The 18,344-nt window shown below is 60.7% G+C and carries 16 protein-coding genes; 7 read left to right on the top strand and 9 right to left on the bottom strand.

Annotation, left to right across the window (positions count from 1 at the left end; genetic code table 11):
• Positions 1–302: 302 nt before the first annotated feature.
• From FS767_RS19460 to FS767_RS19450, 3 genes are all read right to left on the bottom strand, one after another.
• On the bottom strand, positions 303–899 hold the full coding sequence (locus FS767_RS19460) for a DUF924 family protein (protein ID WP_023533038.1): 597 nt from the start codon (positions 897–899) through the stop codon (positions 303–305).
• Positions 900–902: 3 nt separating this feature from the next.
• On the bottom strand, positions 903–1,913 hold the full coding sequence (locus FS767_RS19455) for a class 1 fructose-bisphosphatase (RefSeq protein WP_023532920.1): 1,011 nt from the start codon (positions 1,911–1,913) through the stop codon (positions 903–905).
• 242 nt (positions 1,914–2,155) lie between these two features.
• A complete protein-coding gene (locus FS767_RS19450) occupies positions 2,156–4,606 on the bottom strand; it encodes a glycogen/starch/alpha-glucan phosphorylase (protein WP_144967532.1) in 2,451 nt (816 codons plus the stop codon).
• A gap of 185 nt (positions 4,607–4,791) precedes the next feature.
• On the opposite strand from FS767_RS19450, the gene FS767_RS19445 reads away from it, so the two are divergent.
• Complete coding sequence (locus FS767_RS19445; protein ID WP_016712459.1) at positions 4,792–5,196, top strand: YkgJ family cysteine cluster protein; 405 nt, start codon at positions 4,792–4,794, stop codon at positions 5,194–5,196.
• A 142-nt stretch (positions 5,197–5,338) separates the two neighbouring features.
• Here the strand turns inward: FS767_RS19445 and typA are convergent, their stop codons facing one another.
• Both typA and thiI read right to left on the bottom strand, forming a co-directional pair.
• Positions 5,339–7,159 (bottom strand): translational GTPase TypA, encoded by a 1,821-nt coding sequence (gene typA, locus FS767_RS19440; RefSeq protein WP_023532979.1) that lies wholly within the window; start codon positions 7,157–7,159, stop codon positions 5,339–5,341.
• 126 nt (positions 7,160–7,285) lie between these two features.
• Positions 7,286–8,740, bottom strand: a complete 1,455-nt coding sequence (gene thiI, locus FS767_RS19435; RefSeq protein WP_144967530.1) for a tRNA uracil 4-sulfurtransferase ThiI — start codon at positions 8,738–8,740, stop codon at positions 7,286–7,288.
• Positions 8,741–9,209: 469 nt separating this feature from the next.
• On the opposite strand from thiI, the gene glnA reads away from it, so the two are divergent.
• The 4 genes from glnA to ntrC all read left to right on the top strand — a co-directional run bounded on the left by glnA (position 9,210) and on the right by ntrC (position 14,083).
• Positions 9,210–10,616, top strand: a complete 1,407-nt coding sequence (gene glnA, locus FS767_RS19430) for a type I glutamate--ammonia ligase (protein ID WP_023532915.1) — start codon at positions 9,210–9,212, stop codon at positions 10,614–10,616.
• A gap of 151 nt (positions 10,617–10,767) precedes the next feature.
• The gene (locus FS767_RS19425; protein ID WP_144967528.1) at positions 10,768–11,310 is read left to right on the top strand and encodes a chorismate mutase; all 543 of its coding nucleotides are present in this window, start codon (positions 10,768–10,770) and stop codon (positions 11,308–11,310) included.
• Positions 11,311–11,564: 254 nt separating this feature from the next.
• Positions 11,565–12,650 (top strand): nitrogen regulation protein NR(II), encoded by a 1,086-nt coding sequence (gene glnL / locus FS767_RS19420; protein WP_058604257.1) that lies wholly within the window; start codon positions 11,565–11,567, stop codon positions 12,648–12,650.
• Positions 12,647–14,083 (top strand): nitrogen regulation protein NR(I), encoded by a 1,437-nt coding sequence (ntrC, locus tag FS767_RS19415; protein WP_058604256.1) that lies wholly within the window; start codon positions 12,647–12,649, stop codon positions 14,081–14,083. The genes glnL and ntrC overlap by 4 nt, the downstream gene beginning before the upstream one ends.
• A gap of 301 nt (positions 14,084–14,384) precedes the next feature.
• On the opposite strand, the gene FS767_RS19410 is transcribed toward ntrC, so the two are convergent.
• Positions 14,385–14,822, bottom strand: coding sequence for a hypothetical protein (locus tag FS767_RS19410; RefSeq protein WP_144967526.1), 438 nt, complete (start codon positions 14,820–14,822; stop codon positions 14,385–14,387).
• Between FS767_RS19410 and trmL the strand changes: the two genes are divergently transcribed.
• Positions 14,821–15,282 carry a tRNA (uridine(34)/cytosine(34)/5-carboxymethylaminomethyluridine(34)-2'-O)-methyltransferase TrmL gene (gene trmL, locus FS767_RS19405; protein WP_058604254.1) on the top strand — a complete coding sequence of 154 codons (462 nt, stop codon included), beginning with the start codon at positions 14,821–14,823 and terminating at the stop codon, positions 15,280–15,282. The genes FS767_RS19410 and trmL overlap by 2 nt on opposite strands.
• 102 nt (positions 15,283–15,384) lie before the next feature.
• On the opposite strand, the gene secB is transcribed toward trmL, so the two are convergent.
• From secB to FS767_RS19390, 3 genes are read right to left on the bottom strand one after another with little or no spacing between them, the layout of a single operon-like run.
• Entirely contained in the window at positions 15,385–15,870 is a 486-nt protein-coding gene (gene secB, locus FS767_RS19400; protein ID WP_023532907.1) for a protein-export chaperone SecB, read from the bottom strand.
• A 41-nt stretch (positions 15,871–15,911) separates the two neighbouring features.
• The gene (grxC, locus tag FS767_RS19395; protein ID WP_023532936.1) at positions 15,912–16,166 is read right to left on the bottom strand and encodes a glutaredoxin 3; all 255 of its coding nucleotides are present in this window, start codon (positions 16,164–16,166) and stop codon (positions 15,912–15,914) included.
• Position 16,167: 1 nt separating this feature from the next.
• Positions 16,168–16,581, bottom strand: a complete 414-nt coding sequence (locus FS767_RS19390; RefSeq protein WP_023532978.1) for a rhodanese-like domain-containing protein — start codon at positions 16,579–16,581, stop codon at positions 16,168–16,170.
• 207 nt (positions 16,582–16,788) lie between these two features.
• Here FS767_RS19390 and gpmI point away from each other — a divergent pair, with 207 nt between their 5' ends.
• Positions 16,789–18,324: a 2,3-bisphosphoglycerate-independent phosphoglycerate mutase gene (gpmI, locus tag FS767_RS19385; RefSeq protein ID WP_144967523.1), complete on the top strand. Its 1,536-nt coding sequence runs from the start codon at positions 16,789–16,791 to the stop codon at positions 18,322–18,324.
• The last annotated feature ends 20 nt before the right edge of the window (positions 18,325–18,344 follow it).

Raw genomic sequence — 18,344 nt, 5'->3', positions numbered from 1 at the left:
CGGCGCAAAGCGTATAAACAGATCGTATGCGCGGCGATGCGCAAGTTGTTGTACCTGGTGTACGGCGTGGTGAAATCCGGAAAGCCGTTCGACCCTCAAATCGCGCTTGCGAAGTGAGGGTCAAGACGGTATCTACACCGACCGCGTGATGCCTGAATTGGCGAGGCCGCAGGACGTAGCGGGAGCGGCCTTGCCGGGGCGCTGGACCGGCCGCGATGGGCCGCACAGCGGCCCCAACGGTTTCAAGTCAATCGCATTAGCCCATGGAGGGCGGCCTCAGGCATTGGACGCACAACGCCGCTTCAGAACCTGGAACCGGGCTCGAGCAGAAAGTCCATTTCTTCACTGGTACTTGGCCTGTCCAATACCAGGTTGCGGTGCGGGAACCGGCCGAACCGCTCGATCACCCGCTGGTGCTGCTGGGCATAATCCAGAAAACCTTCGAACAACCGACGGTTGGCTTCAGGCTGCTCATCGAGCAGCACCTGGTAGCGCTCGACGGACATGTTCTGCCAGTCCAGCACTTCGGCATGTTCGAGCACCAGCAGCACGAATACCCGCTGGATCGGGAGCAACTGGTAATCCCAGTCCTTCTGCAACCCTTGCAGAGCAACCACTTGCGCACGCCGATCACCTTCGAACGCACGCGGCGTGTCGCGGTAGATCATGCGTGGCAACTGATCGAGCAGAAGCAGAAGCCCAAGCCAGCCCTGAGGGCTTTGCTGCCACTCGTCGAGCCCGCCAGCCAACGCCTGTTCGACAAGCTCACCGAACAGCGCCTGAGCCTCGGCGTCGTGATGCTTGCCGAACCATTGGGCGCTCTTCTCGTCAGCCACGGCCTGGGCACTGGTGCCCCAACCGAACCACCATTCCAGCAAAGGCTGCCAAGGTGCGAGCATGACTTACTCCTTGTGGTAGGCGGTGACGCGCTCGACCTCTTCCTTCGAGCCCAGGATCACCGACACGCGCTGGTGCAGGCTTTCTGGCTGAATGTCGAGGATGCGGTCGTAACCGTTGGTGGACGCGCCACCGGCCTGTTCGATGATGAACGACATCGGGTTGGCTTCATACATCAGGCGCAGCTTGCCCGGCTTGCTCGGCTCACGGGCATCGCGCGGGTACATGAACAGGCCGCCACGGGTCAGGATACGGTGTACGTCGGCCACCATCGAGGCGATCCAACGCATGTTGTAGTTCTTTTTCAGCGGGCCGGTCTCGCCTGCCAGCAACTCGCCCACGTAGCGCTGTACCGGGGCTTCCCAGTGACGCTGGTTGGACATGTTGATGGCGAATTCGGCGGTGGTTTCCGGAATACTGATGTTCTCGTGGGTCAGCACGAAGCTGCCCAGTTCGCGATCCAGGGTGAAGCCCTTGACGCCGTTGCCCAGGGTCAGGATCAGCATGGTTTGCGGGCCATAGATGGCATAGCCGGCCGCCACCTGCTCGGTACCCGGCTGCAGGAAGGCATTTTCGTTCAGGGTTTCGTTCTGGCTCAGGTACTCGTTGGGGCAACGCAGTACCGAGAAGATGGTGCCGACCGACACGTTGACATCAATGTTGGAGGAGCCGTCCAGCGGGTCGAAGACCAGCAGGTAGGCACCTTTGGGGTAACGGCCCGGAATCTGGTAGGCATTGTCCATTTCTTCGGACGCCATGCCGGCCAGGTGACCGCCCCATTCGTTGGCTTCGAGCAGGATGTCGTTGGAGATCACGTCCAGCTTCTTCTGGACTTCGCCCTGGACGTTTTCGGTGCCCATGCTGCCCAGCACGCCGCCAAGGGCGCCCTTGGACACGTGGTGGCTGATTTCCTTGCACGCACGCGCCACCACTTCGATCAGGAAGCGCAGATCGGCAGGGGTATTGTTGCTGCGGGTCTGCTCAATCAGATAGCGACTAAGGGTAACGCGGGACATGTATGGCTCCAACAGGATTGGGGATGGAAAACCCACGCAGTTTACAGGGAGAGCGGCGGGCTAGCGAGCGATGAGACTCGCCACGGCTGTCAGACGGCACAATGGATCGGGAGTTCAGCGCTCGCCAGGCCGATGGTCGGGCACCGGGCTGCCGGCCCCATCCCGGCGCCGGCCAGCCTGTGCTCGCTATAGATGGCAACGCTGACGAGCCAGAGAGCGGTGACCCCCTGGCCGTCCCTGTGTCAGTCCAGTGCCTTCCAGATCTCGGTCGCGTACTCACGGATGGTCCTGTCCGATGAGAACCAGCCCATGCGTGCCGTGTTCAACACAGCCATGCGCCACCACTGCTGCGGCTTGTGCCAGAGGTCTTCCACCCGTTGCTGAGCATCCCAATAGGCGTCGAAGTCGGCGCAGACCATGAAGCGGTCGTAGCCAATCAGGCCATCGACCAGAGCGGTGTAACGCGAAGGGTCGTCCGAGGAGAACACGCCACTGCGAATGGCCTGCAACACATCGTTCAAGCGCCCGGAGGCCGCGATGGCAGCAGAGGCACCAAAATCGCCAGCACGCTTGCGCGCCTCGACCTGCTGCGCCGTCAACCCGAAGATGAACATGTTGTCGGGGCCGACCTGCTCGCTCATCTCCACGTTCGCGCCATCGAGGGTACCGATGGTCAGGGCGCCATTGAGGCCGAACTTCATGTTGCTGGTACCCGAGGCCTCGTAACCGGCAGTGGATATCTGCTCGGAAAGGTCCGCGGCCGGGATGATGCTTTCAGCCAGGCTGACGTTGTAATTGGGCAGGAACACCACCTTGAGCAGGCCGCGCACGGTGGGATCGTTGTTGACCACACGAGCGATGTCGTTGGTCAGCTTGATGATGAGCTTGGCCTGATGGTAGCTGGCCGCCGCCTTGCCCGCGAAGATCTTGACCCGCGGTACCCAGTGCGTACCCGGGTCGTGGCGAATGGCCTGGTACAACGCGACGGTGTGCAGCAGGTTGAGCAATTGCCGCTTGTACTCGTGGATGCGCTTGACCTGCACGTCGAACATCGCCTCCGGGTTCACCGTAACGCCCACCCGGTCCTGGATGATGCTCGCCAATGCACGCTTGCTGTGCAGCCGCTGCGCCGCGAACTGCTTGCAGAAACTGGCTTTGTCGGCGAACGGAACCAGCCCGGTCAGCAGCCGCTCAGGATCGTCCAGAAGTTCCGGGCCCAATGCCTCCACCAGCATGCGTGTCAGCTGTGGGTTGGACTGGTAGAGCCAGCGGCGGAAGGTGATGCCGTTGGTCTTGTTGTTGATTCGCTGCGGGTACAGCTTGTGCAATTCGGAAAAGACCGTGCTTTTCATCAATTGGCTGTGCAGGGCCGACACGCCATTGACGCTGTGCGAGCCCAGGAAGGCCAGGTTGCCCATGCGCACTCGCCGGCCGTTGTCTTCTTCGATCAAGGACACAGCACGCAGCACATCGAAGTCGTGCATGCCTTTGGCCCGCAACGAGTCGATATGGTAGGCGTTGATCAGGTAGATGATCTGCATGTGCCTGGGCAGCATGCGCTCCATCAATGCCACCGGCCAGGTTTCCAGGGCCTCGGGCAGCAAGGTGTGGTTGGTGTAGGCCAAGGTGCCCACGGTCAGTTCCCAGGCGGTATCCCAGGGGATCTGATGTTCATCGACCAGCAACCGCATCAGCTCGGCCACAGCAATGGAGGGGTGGGTATCGTTGAGCTGGATGGCCGCCGCATCGGGCAGGTTTAGCAAGTTATCGTGCATGTTCAGGTGCCGACGCAGCAGGTCTTGCAGCGATGCCGACACGAAGAAGTATTCCTGGCGCAGGCGCAGTTCCTGGCCAGCCTCGGTACTGTCGGCCGGGTACAGCACGCGGGAGATGCTTTCGGCGCGCGCCACCTCGGCAACGGCGCCCAGGTGGTCACCTGCGTTGAAGCGCTCCAGGTGCAGCTCTTCCAGCGCCCGTGCACGCCACAGGCGCAAGGTATTGACGCTGGAGCCTCGCCAGCCGACCACCGGCGTGTCATACGCCACCGCCCGGACGGTTTCGCTGGGTGACCACACCTGGCGCTGGTTGCCATGCGTGTCGCTGACCGTTTCGACGCTGCCACCAAAACTGATGGGGTAGATGACTTCGGCCCGCTCGAATTCCCATGGGTTACCGAAATCCAGCCAGTTTTCCGTCTGTTCCTGCTGCCAGCCGTCCACCATCGCCTGCCGGAACAGGCCGTGCTCGTAGCGGATACCGTAGCCATGCGCAGCAATGCCCAGCGTCGACATGCTTTCCATGAAGCATGCCGCCAGCCGGCCCAGGCCACCGTTGCCCAACGCCGCGTCGGGCTCGAGCAGGCGAATGCGCTCCAGGTCCACATCCAGGCCGTCCAGCGCTTCGCGCGCGATGTCCAGCAGGCCCAGGTTGCTCAGGCTGTCATACAGCAGGCGACCGATCAGGAACTCCAATGAGAGGTAGTACACGCGCTTCTGGCTGCGTCGGTAGGATTGCCGGGTATGGTCCATCCAGTGATCGACCATATGGTCGCGCGCGGCCAAGGCGATGGCTTCGAACCAGTCATGGTCGAAAGCATGCTCCGGGTCCTTGCCGACGGCATAGGTAAGTTTATCCAGCACTGCGGCGCGAAAATCCGCGACTTCAGCGTCACGCGCTTTGGGTTCCTGGGACATGCGTCATCCTCGGGGCAAGTGGACAAGAGCAGACAGCAAATGTTGAGCCTAGACGCTTCGACCGGCCGCAATCACCAGTGTTCGAGTATTTGCGCGGCAGCGTGCAACCGGTCATAAAATTGTTCATAAATTGAGCAATTCCGGTATCATCGCGCGCCCTACACCGTGATCCACCTCATAAAACGATGAAAACGACCCTGATCGCCGCTGCCGAAGTCGACCGCCTGGAGACTTGGCAGCGCTATGCCAGCCACATGTGCGGCGGCTGCCACTCAACTTGCTGCACCTTGCCGGTGGAGGTCAAGATCAAGGACCTGATCCGCATCGGCGTGGTGGATGAATTCGAAAAAGACGAGCCGCCCAAAAACGTGGCCAAGCGCTTGCAGAAAGAAGGCATCATCGAACGCTTCAACCAGAAGTCGGGCATCTTCACCCTGACGCGCATGAGCAACGACGATTGCATGTATCTGGATCGTAAGAGCCGGCTGTGCACCATTTATGACAAGCGCCCCGACACCTGCCGCAACCATCCGAAGGTCGGGCCACGGCCGGGGTATTGTGCTTACAAGCCGAAGGTGGTTGGGCGCTGAGACCCAATAGGGCTCGATAACCTTTCGTATTTTTACTGACTGCTGGTGCCTCGCTGGCCACCGACAGGGCAACGAGTCGCCAGACAAACAAAAACGCCCCCGGCCTTTCGACCGGGGGCGTTTTCATTCAGCCTGAGCTAACTCAGTTCTTGGCTTTCTTGGCAGCGCGGGTACGCTCGCCTTCGTCCAGGATCTTCTTGCGCAGACGGATCGACTTAGGCGTGACTTCGCACAGCTCGTCGTCCTGGATGAATTCCAGGGCCTGTTCCAGGGTGTGACGCACTGGCGGTACCAGGGCGATGACTTCGTCCTTGCCCGAAGCACGCATGTTGTCGAGCTTCTTGCCTTTGGTCGGGTTCACGCCCAGGTCGTTGTCGCGGCTGTTCAGGCCGATGATCTGACCACCGTAGATTTCCTGACCGTGCTCGACGAACAGCTTGCCGCGCGCCTGCAGGGTTTCCAGGGAATAGGTCAGCGCCTTGCCAGTCTCGACCGACACCAGCACACCGTTCAGACGGCCGGACATCTGGCCAGACTTCATGGTGTCGTAGCGATCGAAGATCGAGGTCAGGATGCCTGCACCGTTGGTCAGGGTCAGGAACTGGTTACGGAAACCGATCAGGCCACGGGCCGGGATGTTGTACTCAAGACGCACACGGCCCTTGCCATCCGGAACCATGTTGGTCAGGTCGCCCTTACGCAGGCCCATCTCTTCCATGACCTTGCCCTGGGATTCCTCAGGGATGTCGATGGTGACGTTTTCGAACGGCTCTTGCTTGACGCCGTCGACTTCACGAATGATCACTTCCGGACGGCCTACAGCCATCTCGAAGCCTTCGCGACGCATGGTTTCGATCAGTACCGACAGGTGCAGCTCGCCACGGCCCGATACCTTGAACTTGTCAGGGGAATCGGTTTCCTGAACGCGCAGGGCCACGTTGTACAGCAGTTCCTTGTCCAGACGGTCCTTGATGTTCCGGCTGGTGACGAACTTGCCTTCCTTGCCGCAGAACGGCGAATCGTTGACCTGGAAGGTCATGGATACGGTTGGCTCGTCAACGGTCAGTGGCTTCATCGCCTCGACCGCGGTTGGGTCGCACAGGGTGTCGGAGATGAACAGCTCGTCGAAACCGCTGATGCAGACGATGTCGCCAGCCTGGGCTTCTTCGACGTCGACGCGGTGCAGACCGTGGTGGCCCATCAGCTTGAGGATACGGCCGTTACGCTTCTTGCCATTGGTGTCGATGGCGACAACCGGGGTGTTGGGCTTGACGCGACCACGGGCGATGCGGCCAACGCCGATCACGCCGAGGAAGCTGTTGTAGTCCAGTGCCGAGATTTGCATCTGGAACGGGCCGTCACGGTCAACCGAAGGCGCAGGTACGTTGTCGATGATCGACTGGTACAGCGGGGTCATGTCTTCGGCCATGTCGGTGTGGTCCAGGCCGGCGATGCCGTTCAGGGCCGAGGCGTAGACGACTTTGAAGTCCAGCTGCTCATCGGTGGCGCCCAGGTTGTCGAACAAATCGAAGATCTGGTCCAGAACCCAGTCAGGACGCGCGCCCGGACGGTCGACCTTGTTGATGACCACAATTGGCTTGAGGCCAGCTTCGAACGCCTTCTTGGTCACGAAGCGGGTTTGCGGCATCGGGCCGTCCTGGGCGTCGACCAGCAGCAGCACGGAGTCGACCATCGACATCACACGCTCAACCTCGCCACCGAAGTCGGCGTGGCCGGGGGTGTCGACGATGTTGATGTGGTAGCCGTTCCAGTTGATGGCGGTGTTCTTCGCCAGAATGGTAATGCCGCGCTCTTTTTCCTGGTCGTTGGAGTCCATCACGCGCTCGTCGTTGAGCTCGTTACGCTCGAGCGTGCCCGACTGGCGCAGGAGTTTGTCGACCAGGGTGGTTTTACCATGGTCAACGTGGGCGATGATGGCGATGTTACGCAGATTTTCGATCACAACTGTATCTCGATCAGAGGATTCGGTTGCCGCCAGTGTAGGCGGCGAATAAGTACGTTTGAGGCTCAGCGGGCCCGCAGGTCGGGAGGGCGATGGCGGATGCTGCCGCCATACAGCCCTGGCGTCTTATGCCGGACGATAAACACGCACATTGGCATGTCCCTCACTGAGCAGGTGGTGTGCGTGCAGACGGCTCATCACACCTTTGTCGCAATACAGCAAGTACTGGCGCGTGGGGTCCAGGTGCTTGAACTTGCTGTTGATGGCATAGAACGGGAGCGCCTGGACTTCGATACCGTCGATCGCCAGAGGCTCGTCCTCCTGGGCGTCGGGGTGGCGGATATCGATGACGATCTGGCCCGGCAAGGCCTCGGCCACTTCTTCGATCTCGATGTCCTTGCCCAGCTCATCGATCACATGGTCGATGGAGATGAACTTGGCGCGCTCGATGGCGCGCTCGAGCACCTGCATCTCGAACTGCTTTTCTTCGTGCTCCATGCGGTGACGCTTGGCATGGGTGGTCGGGTTCACCGAAATCACGCCGCAGTACTCGGGCATGTGCTTGGCGAAATCGGCGGTCCCGATAGCGTTGGCCTGGTCGATGATGTCCTGCTTGTGGGTCGCCAGCAGAGGGCGCAGCACCAGCATGTCGGTGGCCGAGTCGATGATCGACAGGTTCGGCAGGGTCTGGCTGGACACCTGGGATATGGCTTCGCCGGTCACCAGCGCGTTGATCTCGAGGCGCTCGGCCATGCGCGTCGCGGCGCGCAGCATCATGCGCTTGAGGGTGACGCCCATGTAGCTGTTGTCGACCTTGTTGAGGATCTCGCCGACCACTTCCTCGAAGGGCACGCTGATGAACAGTACGCGCTGGCTGCTGCCGTACTTCTTCCAAAGGAAGTGTGCCACTTCCATCACGCCTAGTTCGTGGGCACGTCCGCCAAGGTTGAAGAAGCAGAAGTGCGTCATCAGGCCGCGACGCATCATCTGGTAGGCGGCCACGGTAGAGTCGAAGCCGCCGGACATCAGGACCAAGGTCTGCTCCAGGGCGCCAAGCGGGTAGCCGCCGATCCCCTGGTGCTGGTTGTGGATCACGAACAGGCGCTGGTTGCGAATTTCGATGCGTACCAGCACATCCGGGTTCTTCAACGTGATACCGGCCGCACCGCACTGCTGGCGCAACTGGCTGCCAACGTAGCGATCAACGTCCATCGACGTGAAGTCGTGGTGCCCACCGCGCTTGCAACGCACCGCAAAGTGCTTGCCGGCCAGCAGGTGACCGAAGTGCTGCTTGCACTTGGCAACGATGTCGTCGAAGTCACCCAGGGGGTACTCCTCGACCTGCAGGAAGTGGGTGATACCCGGTGTACAGGTCAGGCGCTCGACGATCTCGCGCTGAACCTTCTCGTCCTCGATGCGGGTAATCACCTCGAGGTTGTCCCAGACACCATCGACCACGAGCTCAGGATCCAGATCCTTGAGCACGTTGCGGATGTTCTTGGCGAGCTGACGGATGAAGCGCTTGCGCACCGGCCGGCTCTTGATGGTGATCTCTGGGAAGACTTTGACGATAAGTTTCATTGGTTTACAGCGCGCGCAGGGCCTGCCGAAAATGAGGGGCGCGAATTATATCGGAAATTGCTCAGGATTTGACCAACTTTTGAGCAGAAGCTTGCAGAAAAATGCAGGAGACCAGCTTCAGACACCGCGCTTCGGGGCTTGAGGAGGTATCAGCATGCTAGGGGTAGACGGCGCATTGCATCCAGTTGAACCCATACGCCGAACACGGCCCAGTTCACAACCATCCGACCCAATGCACCCAATTGGTGCAAATCTCAAAAAAATCGCATCGTAAGGGTGCATATTTCCTTCTGCAGCCCCAGTCAGATGCCCACAAACGCCCCCTTCTGTCCAGACCTCGCCATTTTCGGGCACTGGCATGCAATTTGCTCCCTTGTGAGGCAGGTAAGCTTGGCCGACTATCCGCGCCCAGCAACACCCTTTTTCCAGGGCGGCGGCCAACCGTGCCCTAGACCATCCGGAGGACAACATGTCGAAGTCGGTTCAGCTCATCAAAGATCATGACGTCAAGTGGATTGATCTGCGTTTCACGGACACCAAAGGTACTCAGCACCACGTGACCATGCCGGCGCGTGATGCGTTGGACGAAGACTTCTTCGAAGTCGGCAAGATGTTCGACGGCTCCTCCATCGCTGGCTGGAAAGGCATCGAAGCCTCCGACATGATCCTGATGCCGGTGGACGAGACTGCCGTTCTGGACCCGTTCACCGAAGAGCCGACGCTGATCATCACCTGTGACATCGTCGACCCGTCGAGCATGCAGGGCTACGACCGTGACCCACGTGCGATCGCCAAGCGTGCCGAGGAATACCTCAAGAGCACTGGCATCGGTGACACCGTGTTCGCCGGCCCAGAGCCTGAGTTCTTCATCTTCGATGAAGTGAAGTTCCAGTCGGACATCTCCGGCTCGATGTTCAAGATCTTCTCCGAGCAAGGCTCGTGGATGACCGGTGCCGATATCGAAGGCGGCAACAAAGGCCACCGTCCAGGCGTCAAAGGTGGCTACTTCCCCGTGCCGCCATTCGACCACGACCACGAAATCCGTACTGCCATGTGCAACGCACTGGAAGAAATGGGCCAACTGGTCGAAGTGCACCACCACGAAGTGGCCACTGCCGGCCAGAACGAAATCGGCGTCAAGTTCAACACCCTGGTGAAGAAGGCCGACGAAGTCCAGGCCCTCAAGTATGTCGTGCACAACGTTGCCGACGCCTACGGCCGCACCGCGACCTTCATGCCAAAGCCGCTGTACGGCGACAACGGCTCGGGCATGCACGTGCACATGTCGATCTGGAAAGACGGCAAGAACACCTTCGCAGGTGAAGGCTATGCCGGCCTGTCCGACACCGCCCTGTACTTCATCGGCGGCATCATCAAGCACGGCAAGGCCCTGAACGGCTTCACCAACCCGTCGACCAACTCGTACAAGCGTCTGGTCCCAGGTTTCGAAGCACCGGTAATGCTGGCCTACTCGGCGCGCAACCGTTCGGCTTCGATCCGTATCCCTTATGTCGGTAGCCCGAAAGCCCGCCGTATCGAGGCGCGCTTCCCGGACCCATCGGCCAACCCGTACCTGGCCTTCGCGGCCTTGCTGATGGCTGGCCTGGACGGCATCCAGAACAAGATCCACCCAGGCGATGCAGCCGACAAAAACCTGTATGACCTGCCGCCTGAAGAAGCCAAGGACATCCCGCAGGTGTGCGGCAGCTTGAAAGAAGCGCTGGAAGAGCTGGACAAAGGTCGTGCGTTCCTGACCAAGGGCGGCGTCTTCTCCGACGACTTCATCGACGCCTTTATCGAGCTCAAGAGCGAAGAAGAAATCAAGGTCCGCACCTTCGTTCACCCGCTTGAATACGAGCTGTACTACAGCTGCTGATCTGATCGGCGCCTGGCGCCGATGACTCGATCGAAACGGCCTCCCTTGGGAGGCCGTTTGCGTTTTGGACTTCAAGTATTTCGGAAGCTGCCTACCTCGATCCGTTGCCCTTCCCTCTCAAAATCAAGCCTCCATCCTAAGGAGGCACCCCATGCGCAATCGACTGCTTTGCCTGCTCACCGCGTTCAGCTTGAGCGGGTGCACCGCCGCTTCACCGCGGCACCCTGCTCTTGAGCCGTTGCTAGATACCATTGAGCAGCGCCTGGCCATTGCACAGGCCGTTGCCCTGCATAAATGGGATAAAGAGCAACCCGTGCAAGCCACTGACCGCGAGCAAGCAGTGCTGGCGCGCGTGCAGGTGGCCGCGCCCGGGCTGGGCCTGGCCCCGCAAGATGCCGAAGCCTTTTTTGCCGACCAGATAGAAGCCAACAAGCTTGTGCAGTACACCCTGCTTCACCAATGGCGCCTGGCAGGGCGGGCGCCGGACAACCTTCGGGCGGACCTGCAGACTGTCATTCGCCCGAAGCTGGACAGGCTAGAAGGTCAGTTGCTTGAACAGCTCGCGGCATTCAGGCGTCAGGACGGTCAGGCCTGCGCACGAAGCGTGGCCACCGCTATTGCGAGCCGGCCAAGTGCACCGCTGATGAAGCAGGGCATGATCAGGGCAACTGGCCAGCTTTGCGATCCGTCTTAAACACCCTATGCTCCAAAATGGTGCAGAAATTCCATGGCCGCACCGCGATTCAAGCCATAATGAGGCACCTGAAACGTTAATGCAGTGTCTTCTGGTGCGAATCTGGGCGAAAACTCACAGGATCCTGTCGAATCTGCCTCTTTTCGGCGCCTTGGTTTGTTTCTTGCATTTCCAGACCAACAGCCACCACTGGATGTGTCGCGCATCGCGCGCCTCCTTTGCCAGCAAGCACCGAAAGAGGTCGACGCCGCACCATGACCATCAGCGATGCACAACACCGTCTGCTTCTGGACAACCTGACCACGGCCACGCTGCTGCTCAATGCCGAGCTGCGGCTGGAGTACATGAACCCGGCCGCCGAAATGCTGCTAGCCGTCAGTGGCCAGCGCAGCCACGGGCAGTTCATCAGCGAGCTGTTCACCGAGTCCACCGAAGCGTTGAGTTCGCTGCGCCAAGCCGTGGAGCAGGCGCACCCCTTCACCAAGCGTGAAGCCCAGTTGACCTCGCTGACGGGGCAGACCATCACGGTGGACTATGCCGTCACACCAATCCTGCACCTGGGCCAGACCTTGCTGTTGCTGGAGGTCCACCCGCGCGATCGCCTGCTGCGCATCACCAAGGAAGAAGCCCAGCTGAGCAAGCAGGAGACCACCAAGATGCTGGTGCGGGGCCTCGCCCATGAGATCAAGAACCCGCTGGGCGGTATTCGCGGTGCAGCACAATTGCTGGCGCGTCAGTTGCCCGAAGAGAGCTTGCGCGATTACACCAACGTGATCATCGAGGAAGCTGACCGCCTGCGAAACCTGGTCGATCGCATGCTGGGCTCGAACAAGCTGCCGTCGCTGGCCATGACCAATATCCACGAGGTGCTGGAGCGGGTATGCAGCCTGGTGGAGGCCGAGAGCCAGGGCTGCATCACCCTGGTGCGCGACTATGACCCCAGCCTTCCGGACGTGCTGATCGACCGCGAACAGATGATCCAGGCGGTGCTCAACATCGTGCGCAACGCCATGCAGGCCATCAGCTCGCAAAATGAGCTGCGCCTGGGCCGCATCACCTTGCGCAGCCGGGCACTGCGCCAGTTCACCATCGGTCACGTACGCCATCGCCTGGTGGCACGCGTCGAGATCATAGACAACGGCCCGGGCATCCCTGCCGAGCTCCAGGACACCCTCTTCTACCCCATGGTCAGTGGTCGCCCGGACGGTACCGGCCTGGGCCTGGCCATTACCCAAAACATCATCAGCCAGCACCAGGGGCTGATCGAGTGTGAAAGCCACGCAGGTCACACCGCCTTCTCAATCTATCTGCCCCTGGAACAAGGAGCCACCGCCTCATGAGCCGAAGTGAAACCGTATGGATCGTCGATGATGATCGCTCCATTCGCTGGGTCCTTGAAAAAGCCCTGCAACAGGAAGGGATGACCACCCAGAGCTTCGACAGCGCCGAGGGCGTCATGGGCCGCCTGGCCCGTCAGCAGCCAGACGTGATCATTTCCGACATCCGCATGCCTGGCTCCAGCGGCCTGGAGCTGTTGGCGCAGATACGCGACCAGCACCCTCGCCTGCCGGTCATCATCATGACCGCACACTCGGACCTGGACAGTGCCGTGGCGTCGTATCAAGGCGGCGCTTTCGAGTATTTGCCCAAACCTTTCGATGTGGATGAAGCGGTTGCCCTGGTCAAGCGTGCCAACCAGCACGCCCAGGAGCAGCAAGGGTTGGAGGTGCCGCAAAACCTGGCGCGCACGCCTGAAATCATCGGTGAAGCACCGGCAATGCAGGAGGTGTTCCGTGCCATCGGGCGCCTGAGCCATTCCAACATCACCGTACTGATCAATGGAGAGTCCGGTACGGGCAAGGAGCTGGTCGCCCACGCACTGCATCGGCACAGCCCGCGTGCAGCCGCACCTTTCATCGCCTTGAACATGGCGGCGATCCCCAAGGACCTGATGGAGTCGGAGCTGTTTGGCCATGAAAAAGGCGCTTTCACTGGCGCGGCCAACCTGCGTCGAGGACGCTTCGAGCAAGCGGACGGCGGCACACTGTTTCTCGATGAAATCGGCGACATGCCGGCCGATACCCAGACGCGCCTGCTGCGCGTGCTGGCCGACGGCGAGTTCTATCGCGTCGGCGGCCACATTCCGGTCAAGGTCGATGTGCGCATCATTGCAGCGACCCACCAGAACCTGGAGGCGCTGGTGCAGGCCGGCAAGTTTCGCGAAGACCTGTTCCATCGCCTGAACGTCATTCGCATTCATATCCCTCGGTTGGCAGATCGCCGTGAAGACATTCCCGCCCTTGCTCGCCATTTCCTGGCCAGGGCGGCCCAGGAGCTGTCGGTAGAACCCAAGGTACTCAAGCCCGAGACCGAGGAATTCATCCGCAACCTGCCATGGCCGGGCAACGTGCGACAGATGGAAAACACCTGCCGCTGGATCACGGTAATGGCTTCGAGCCGTGAGGTATTGATCGGCGATTTGCCACCTGAGTTGTTGAACCTGCCGCAGGATGCCGCGCCGGTTACCAACTGGGAGCAAGCGCTGCGCCAGTGGGCGGACCAGGCATTGGCGCGCGGGCAGACCAGCCTGCTCGACAGCGCCGTACCGAGTTTCGAACGCATCATGATCGAGACGGCCCTCAAGCACACCGCAGGGCGGCGCCGAGATGCGGCATTGTTGCTGGGATGGGGTCGCAACACCTTGACGCGCAAGATCAAGGAACTGGGCATGAACGTAGCCGGTGGTGATGAGGAAGAGGGTGAAGACCACTAGGCGTCGACTGCTGCAGAACACCAGAGAAGGGCCGCTTAGCGGCCCTTTTCAGTTTGAGCGTCAGGTGCACCGTTGCTGTGCCGCACGCACCGCCTGAAGGCACAAATGGCCGCGCATACTGGCCGTTTTCCCCTTTTTACCCCGCATTAACAGGGTTCAAAAGTTGGCACGGCACCTGCAATAAGACAAATAACTCCAGTTTCGGGGGCCCTGGTACAGGCAGGCCAGGTGACCCCTCTTTTATTCGCTCACGCACACGTTTCGGGGGACCTTGGTACAGGCAGGCCGGGAATCCCCTCTTTTATTCGTGCAGGTCCACCTGCACACGCCAGCGTCCAGATACTTCTTCACTGGACCAGTGGCCCTGCAGCGTACGCGTAGCCACCACCGTCAACAGCAGGCCCTCCTGACTGTCCTGCACTCGCCAGCTGACCGGCTTGCCACGCACGGTCAGCTGCCCTCGCTGAGGGCGGCCCTTGGCCTGAAACAGCAACGCCACGGTGCCTTCCACAATCTCGCCATGCAGCTTGGGTTCTGCGTTGAACCACAACACCAACCCGTCTTGCGCCACGCTCACCTGCTGCAACTCACGCTCGACGGGCGCGGTCAGGCGGCCAATCATCAAGCCGATCATCACACCCACAATCGCCAATGAAAGCATCACCCGAGGGAAGGCTTTCGATCGCACGTCCGGTTCAGGGGTAGAATGCTCGCCATCTTCATGCTTGGAGCCGTGCATGTTTCACGTCATCCTTTTTCAACCCGAAATTCCACCCAATACGGGCAACATCATTCGCCTGTGCGCCAACAGCGGGTGCGCGCTGCACTTGATCGAGCCCATCAGCTTCGAACTGGACGACAAGCGCTTGCGCCGCGCAGGCCTCGATTACCACGAGTATGCCACGCTCAAGCGCCACCCGAGCCTGGCGCACTGCCTCGAAAGCCTGGGCCAGCCACGGCTCTTCGCCTTCACGACCAAAGGTTCGCACCCTTTCCATGAAGTGGCCTACCAGCCAGGCGATGCCTTTCTGTTCGGCCCCGAAAGCCGCGGCCTGCCGACCGAAGTGCTGGACAGCCTGCCCGCAGAACAACGGCTGCGACTGCCCATGCGCCCCGGCTGCCGGAGCCTGAACCTGTCCAACACGGTGGCGGTGACGGTCTATGAAGCCTGGCGTCAGAACGGGTTTGCCGGTAGCTGACAAAGCGCCAGGCAGCAGCGCAATAGCCCACGGGGCCTGCTAGAGGCTTTATGCCAGGCAAACAAAAAGCGCCACTAAGGGCGCTTTTCGTGATGCGGGCGATCACTGCACGGTGGGTGCTTCGCCGGCTTCCTGCATGCGCTGCATTTCTTGCGCATACAGCGCATCGAAGTTGACTGGCGACAGCATCAAGGCCGGGAACGAGCCACGGGTCACCAGGCTGTCCAGGGTTTCGCGGGCATACGGGAACAGGATGTTCGGGCAGAACGCACCCAGGGTGTGGCTCATCGACTCGGCATCCAGGTTCTTGATCAGGAAGATACCCGCCTGCTGCACTTCGGCGATGAAGGCGACCTCGTCGCCGTTCTTGACCGTCACCGACAGGGTCAGCACCACTTCGTGGAAGTCGCCTTCCAGGGCCTTTTGCTTGGTGTTCAGGTCAAGCCCAACGCTCGGCTCCCAGGTCTGACGGAAGATCTGCGGGCTTTTCGGGGCTTCGAACGACAAGTCACGCACGTAGATGCGCTGCATCGAGAACTGGGGGCTGTTGTCTTCTGCAGCAGCGCCGGTGGTCTGTTGGTCAGTCATGGCAGATCCTTATCCTAATGTTTGGGAATGCAGTGCAAAAATCAGTCGGCCAGCAGTGCGTCGAGCTTACCGGCGCGCTCCAGGGCATGCAGTTCATCGCAGCCACCGACGTGGGTGCTGCCGATCCAGATTTGCGGCACGGAGGTGCGACCGGCCTTCTGGGTCATTTCAGCACGAACCTGCGGCTTGCCATCGACCTTGATTTCCTCGAATGCCACACCCTTGCTTTCGAGCAGGTACTTGGCACGCATGCAGTAGGGGCAGTAGTCGCTGGAATAGACGATGACAGGTTTCATATCACTTCACCAAAGGCAGGTTGTCGGCTTTCCAGCTGGAAACGCCACCGCTGAGCTTGGCAGCGTTGTAACCAGCCTTGAGCAGGTCGCGGCACACGGTGCCGGCATGTTGACCCATCGCGTCCACCACGATCAGGGTCTTGTCCTTGTGCTTTTCAAGCTCGGTCATGCGGGTGGCCAGCTTGTCCTGGGGGATGCTGAGCGCACCGACGATGTGACCGGCAGCATATTCCTTGGCCGGGCGAATATCGATTACCAGGCCTTTGTCGGCGTTGACCAGGGCGGTGAGTTGCCCATTGCTCAGGCTCTGCCCGCCACGGCGGATTTCGTTGACCAGCAATGCCGCCAGCAGAACGACGAAGATCGCCACCAGGAGGTAGTGGTTTGTCGCGAATTGAATCAGGTTAGCAACCATCTGGGGTGTTCCACGCGATTGAAAATGCCGGCCAGTATACACACCAGCCCGGTGCCACCAAAGCCTGACCGGGCCGCGGAGCAAGTGCCGTTACACAATGCCGTGAAGGTGCGCCGGTCGGGCTTGAGGACGATTATTCGCCCACACCGGCGCATTTGCCCTAAAATGCGTGTCTTTATCATCTTTGAACAACCGTGAGTTTGATTGATGACGAGCACGCCCAAACCCCTGGTCCTGATCATCCTGGACGGCTTCGGTTACAGCGAAAGCCCTGAGTACAACGCCATCCACGCCGCCAACACGCCGGTGTACGACCGCTTGCAGGCTACCCAGCCGCACGGCCTGATTTCCGGCTCGGGCATGGATGTCGGCCTGCCGGATGGCCAGATGGGCAACTCCGAGGTCGGCCACATGAACCTGGGCGCCGGGCGCGTCGTTTACCAGGACTTCACCCGCGTCACCAAGGCCATCCGTGACGGCGAGTTCTTCACCAACCCGGTGCTCACCGGTGCAGTCGATGCGGCGGCGGGCGCTGGCAAGGCCGTGCACATTCTCGGCCTGCTGTCCGACGGTGGTGTTCATAGCCATCAAGACCACCTCGTTGCCATGGCTGAGCTGGCTGCGCAGCGTGGGGCCGAAAAAATCTACCTGCACGCCTTCCTCGATGGCCGCGACACCCCGCCGCGCAGCGCCCAGTCCTCCATCGAACTGCTCGATGCCACGTTCGCCCGGTTGGGCAAAGGCCGCATCGCCAGCCTCATCGGCCGCTACTTCGCCATGGACCGCGACAACCGCTGGGACCGGGTGAGCGCCGCTTACAACCTGATCGTAGACAGTGACGCGCAATACACCGCCGACACTGCCCTGGCCGGTCTCGAAGCAGCCTACGCCCGCGATGAGAGTGATGAGTTCGTCAAGGCCACGCGCATCGGCGAGCCCGTCAAGGTCGAAGACGGCGATGCGGTGATCTTCATGAACTTCCGCGCCGACCGCGCCCGCGAGCTGTCGCGCGTGTTCGTCGAGCCGGACTTCAACGAATTCCCGCGCGCGCGTCTGCCGAAAGTGGCGGCGTATATCGGCCTGACCCAGTATTCGGCCAAGATCCCGGCGCCGGCCGCCTTCGCGCCGGCCAGCCTGCACAACGTGCTGGGCGAATACCTGGCGAACAATGGCAAGACCCAGCTGCGCATCGCCGAAACCGAAAAGTACGCGCATGTCACCTTCTTCTTCTCGGGCGGGCGCGAAGAACCATTCGAAGGCGAAGAGCGCATCCTCATTCCATCGCCCAAGGTCGCTACTTATGACCTGCAGCCGGAAATGAGCGCGCCCGAAGTCACCGACCGTATCGTCGAAGCCATCGAGCAGCAGCGTCATGACGTGATCGTGGTGAACTACGCGAATGGCGACATGGTTGGCCATACCGGTGTGTTCGATGCCGCAGTCAAGGCCGTCGAGGCCCTGGATGGCTGCATGGGCCGCATCGTCGCGGCGCTGGACAAGGTCGGTGGCGAAGCACTGATCACGGCGGACCATGGCAACGTCGAGCAAATGGAAGACGAATCCACCGGCCAGGCGCACACCGCACACACCACCGAGCCGGTGCCGTTCATCTATGTAGGCAAGCGCAACCTCAAGGTCCGCGAAGGCGGTGTACTGGCAGACGTGGCACCGACCATGCTCAAGCTGCTGGGGCTGGAGAAGCCTGCCGAGATGACAGGCACGTCCATCCTGATCGACGCCTGACAGTCATGCCACACGCCACA

Origin of the sequence: Pseudomonas sp. DE0010, assembly GCF_007680745.1 — a bacterium.
Classification (GTDB): domain Bacteria; phylum Pseudomonadota; class Gammaproteobacteria; order Pseudomonadales; family Pseudomonadaceae; genus Aquipseudomonas; species Aquipseudomonas parafulva_B.
Note: the sequence above shows the minus strand (reverse complement) of the source record. Positions and strands in the feature narration are given on the sequence as shown.

Coding starts and splice junctions, on each gene's coding strand:
- gpmI (WP_144967523.1), top strand. CDS start 16,789: ATGACGAGCACGCCCAAACCCCTGGTCCTGATCATCCTGGACGGCTTC.
- ntrC (WP_058604256.1), top strand. CDS start 12,647: ATGAGCCGAAGTGAAACCGTATGGATCGTCGATGATGATCGCTCCATT.
- secB (WP_023532907.1), bottom strand. CDS start 15,870: ATGACTGACCAACAGACCACCGGCGCTGCTGCAGAAGACAACAGCCCC.
- FS767_RS19445 (WP_016712459.1), top strand. CDS start 4,792: ATGAAAACGACCCTGATCGCCGCTGCCGAAGTCGACCGCCTGGAGACT.
- glnA (WP_023532915.1), top strand. CDS start 9,210: ATGTCGAAGTCGGTTCAGCTCATCAAAGATCATGACGTCAAGTGGATT.
- FS767_RS19450 (WP_144967532.1), bottom strand. CDS start 4,606: ATGTCCCAGGAACCCAAAGCGCGTGACGCTGAAGTCGCGGATTTTCGC.
- FS767_RS19455 (WP_023532920.1), bottom strand. CDS start 1,913: ATGTCCCGCGTTACCCTTAGTCGCTATCTGATTGAGCAGACCCGCAGC.
- FS767_RS19410 (WP_144967526.1), bottom strand. CDS start 14,822: ATGCACGGCTCCAAGCATGAAGATGGCGAGCATTCTACCCCTGAACCG.
- grxC (WP_023532936.1), bottom strand. CDS start 16,166: ATGAAACCTGTCATCGTCTATTCCAGCGACTACTGCCCCTACTGCATG.
- FS767_RS19390 (WP_023532978.1), bottom strand. CDS start 16,581: ATGGTTGCTAACCTGATTCAATTCGCGACAAACCACTACCTCCTGGTG.
- thiI (WP_144967530.1), bottom strand. CDS start 8,740: ATGAAACTTATCGTCAAAGTCTTCCCAGAGATCACCATCAAGAGCCGG.
- FS767_RS19460 (WP_023533038.1), bottom strand. CDS start 899: ATGCTCGCACCTTGGCAGCCTTTGCTGGAATGGTGGTTCGGTTGGGGC.
- trmL (WP_058604254.1), top strand. CDS start 14,821: ATGTTTCACGTCATCCTTTTTCAACCCGAAATTCCACCCAATACGGGC.
- FS767_RS19425 (WP_144967528.1), top strand. CDS start 10,768: ATGCGCAATCGACTGCTTTGCCTGCTCACCGCGTTCAGCTTGAGCGGG.
- glnL (WP_058604257.1), top strand. CDS start 11,565: ATGACCATCAGCGATGCACAACACCGTCTGCTTCTGGACAACCTGACC.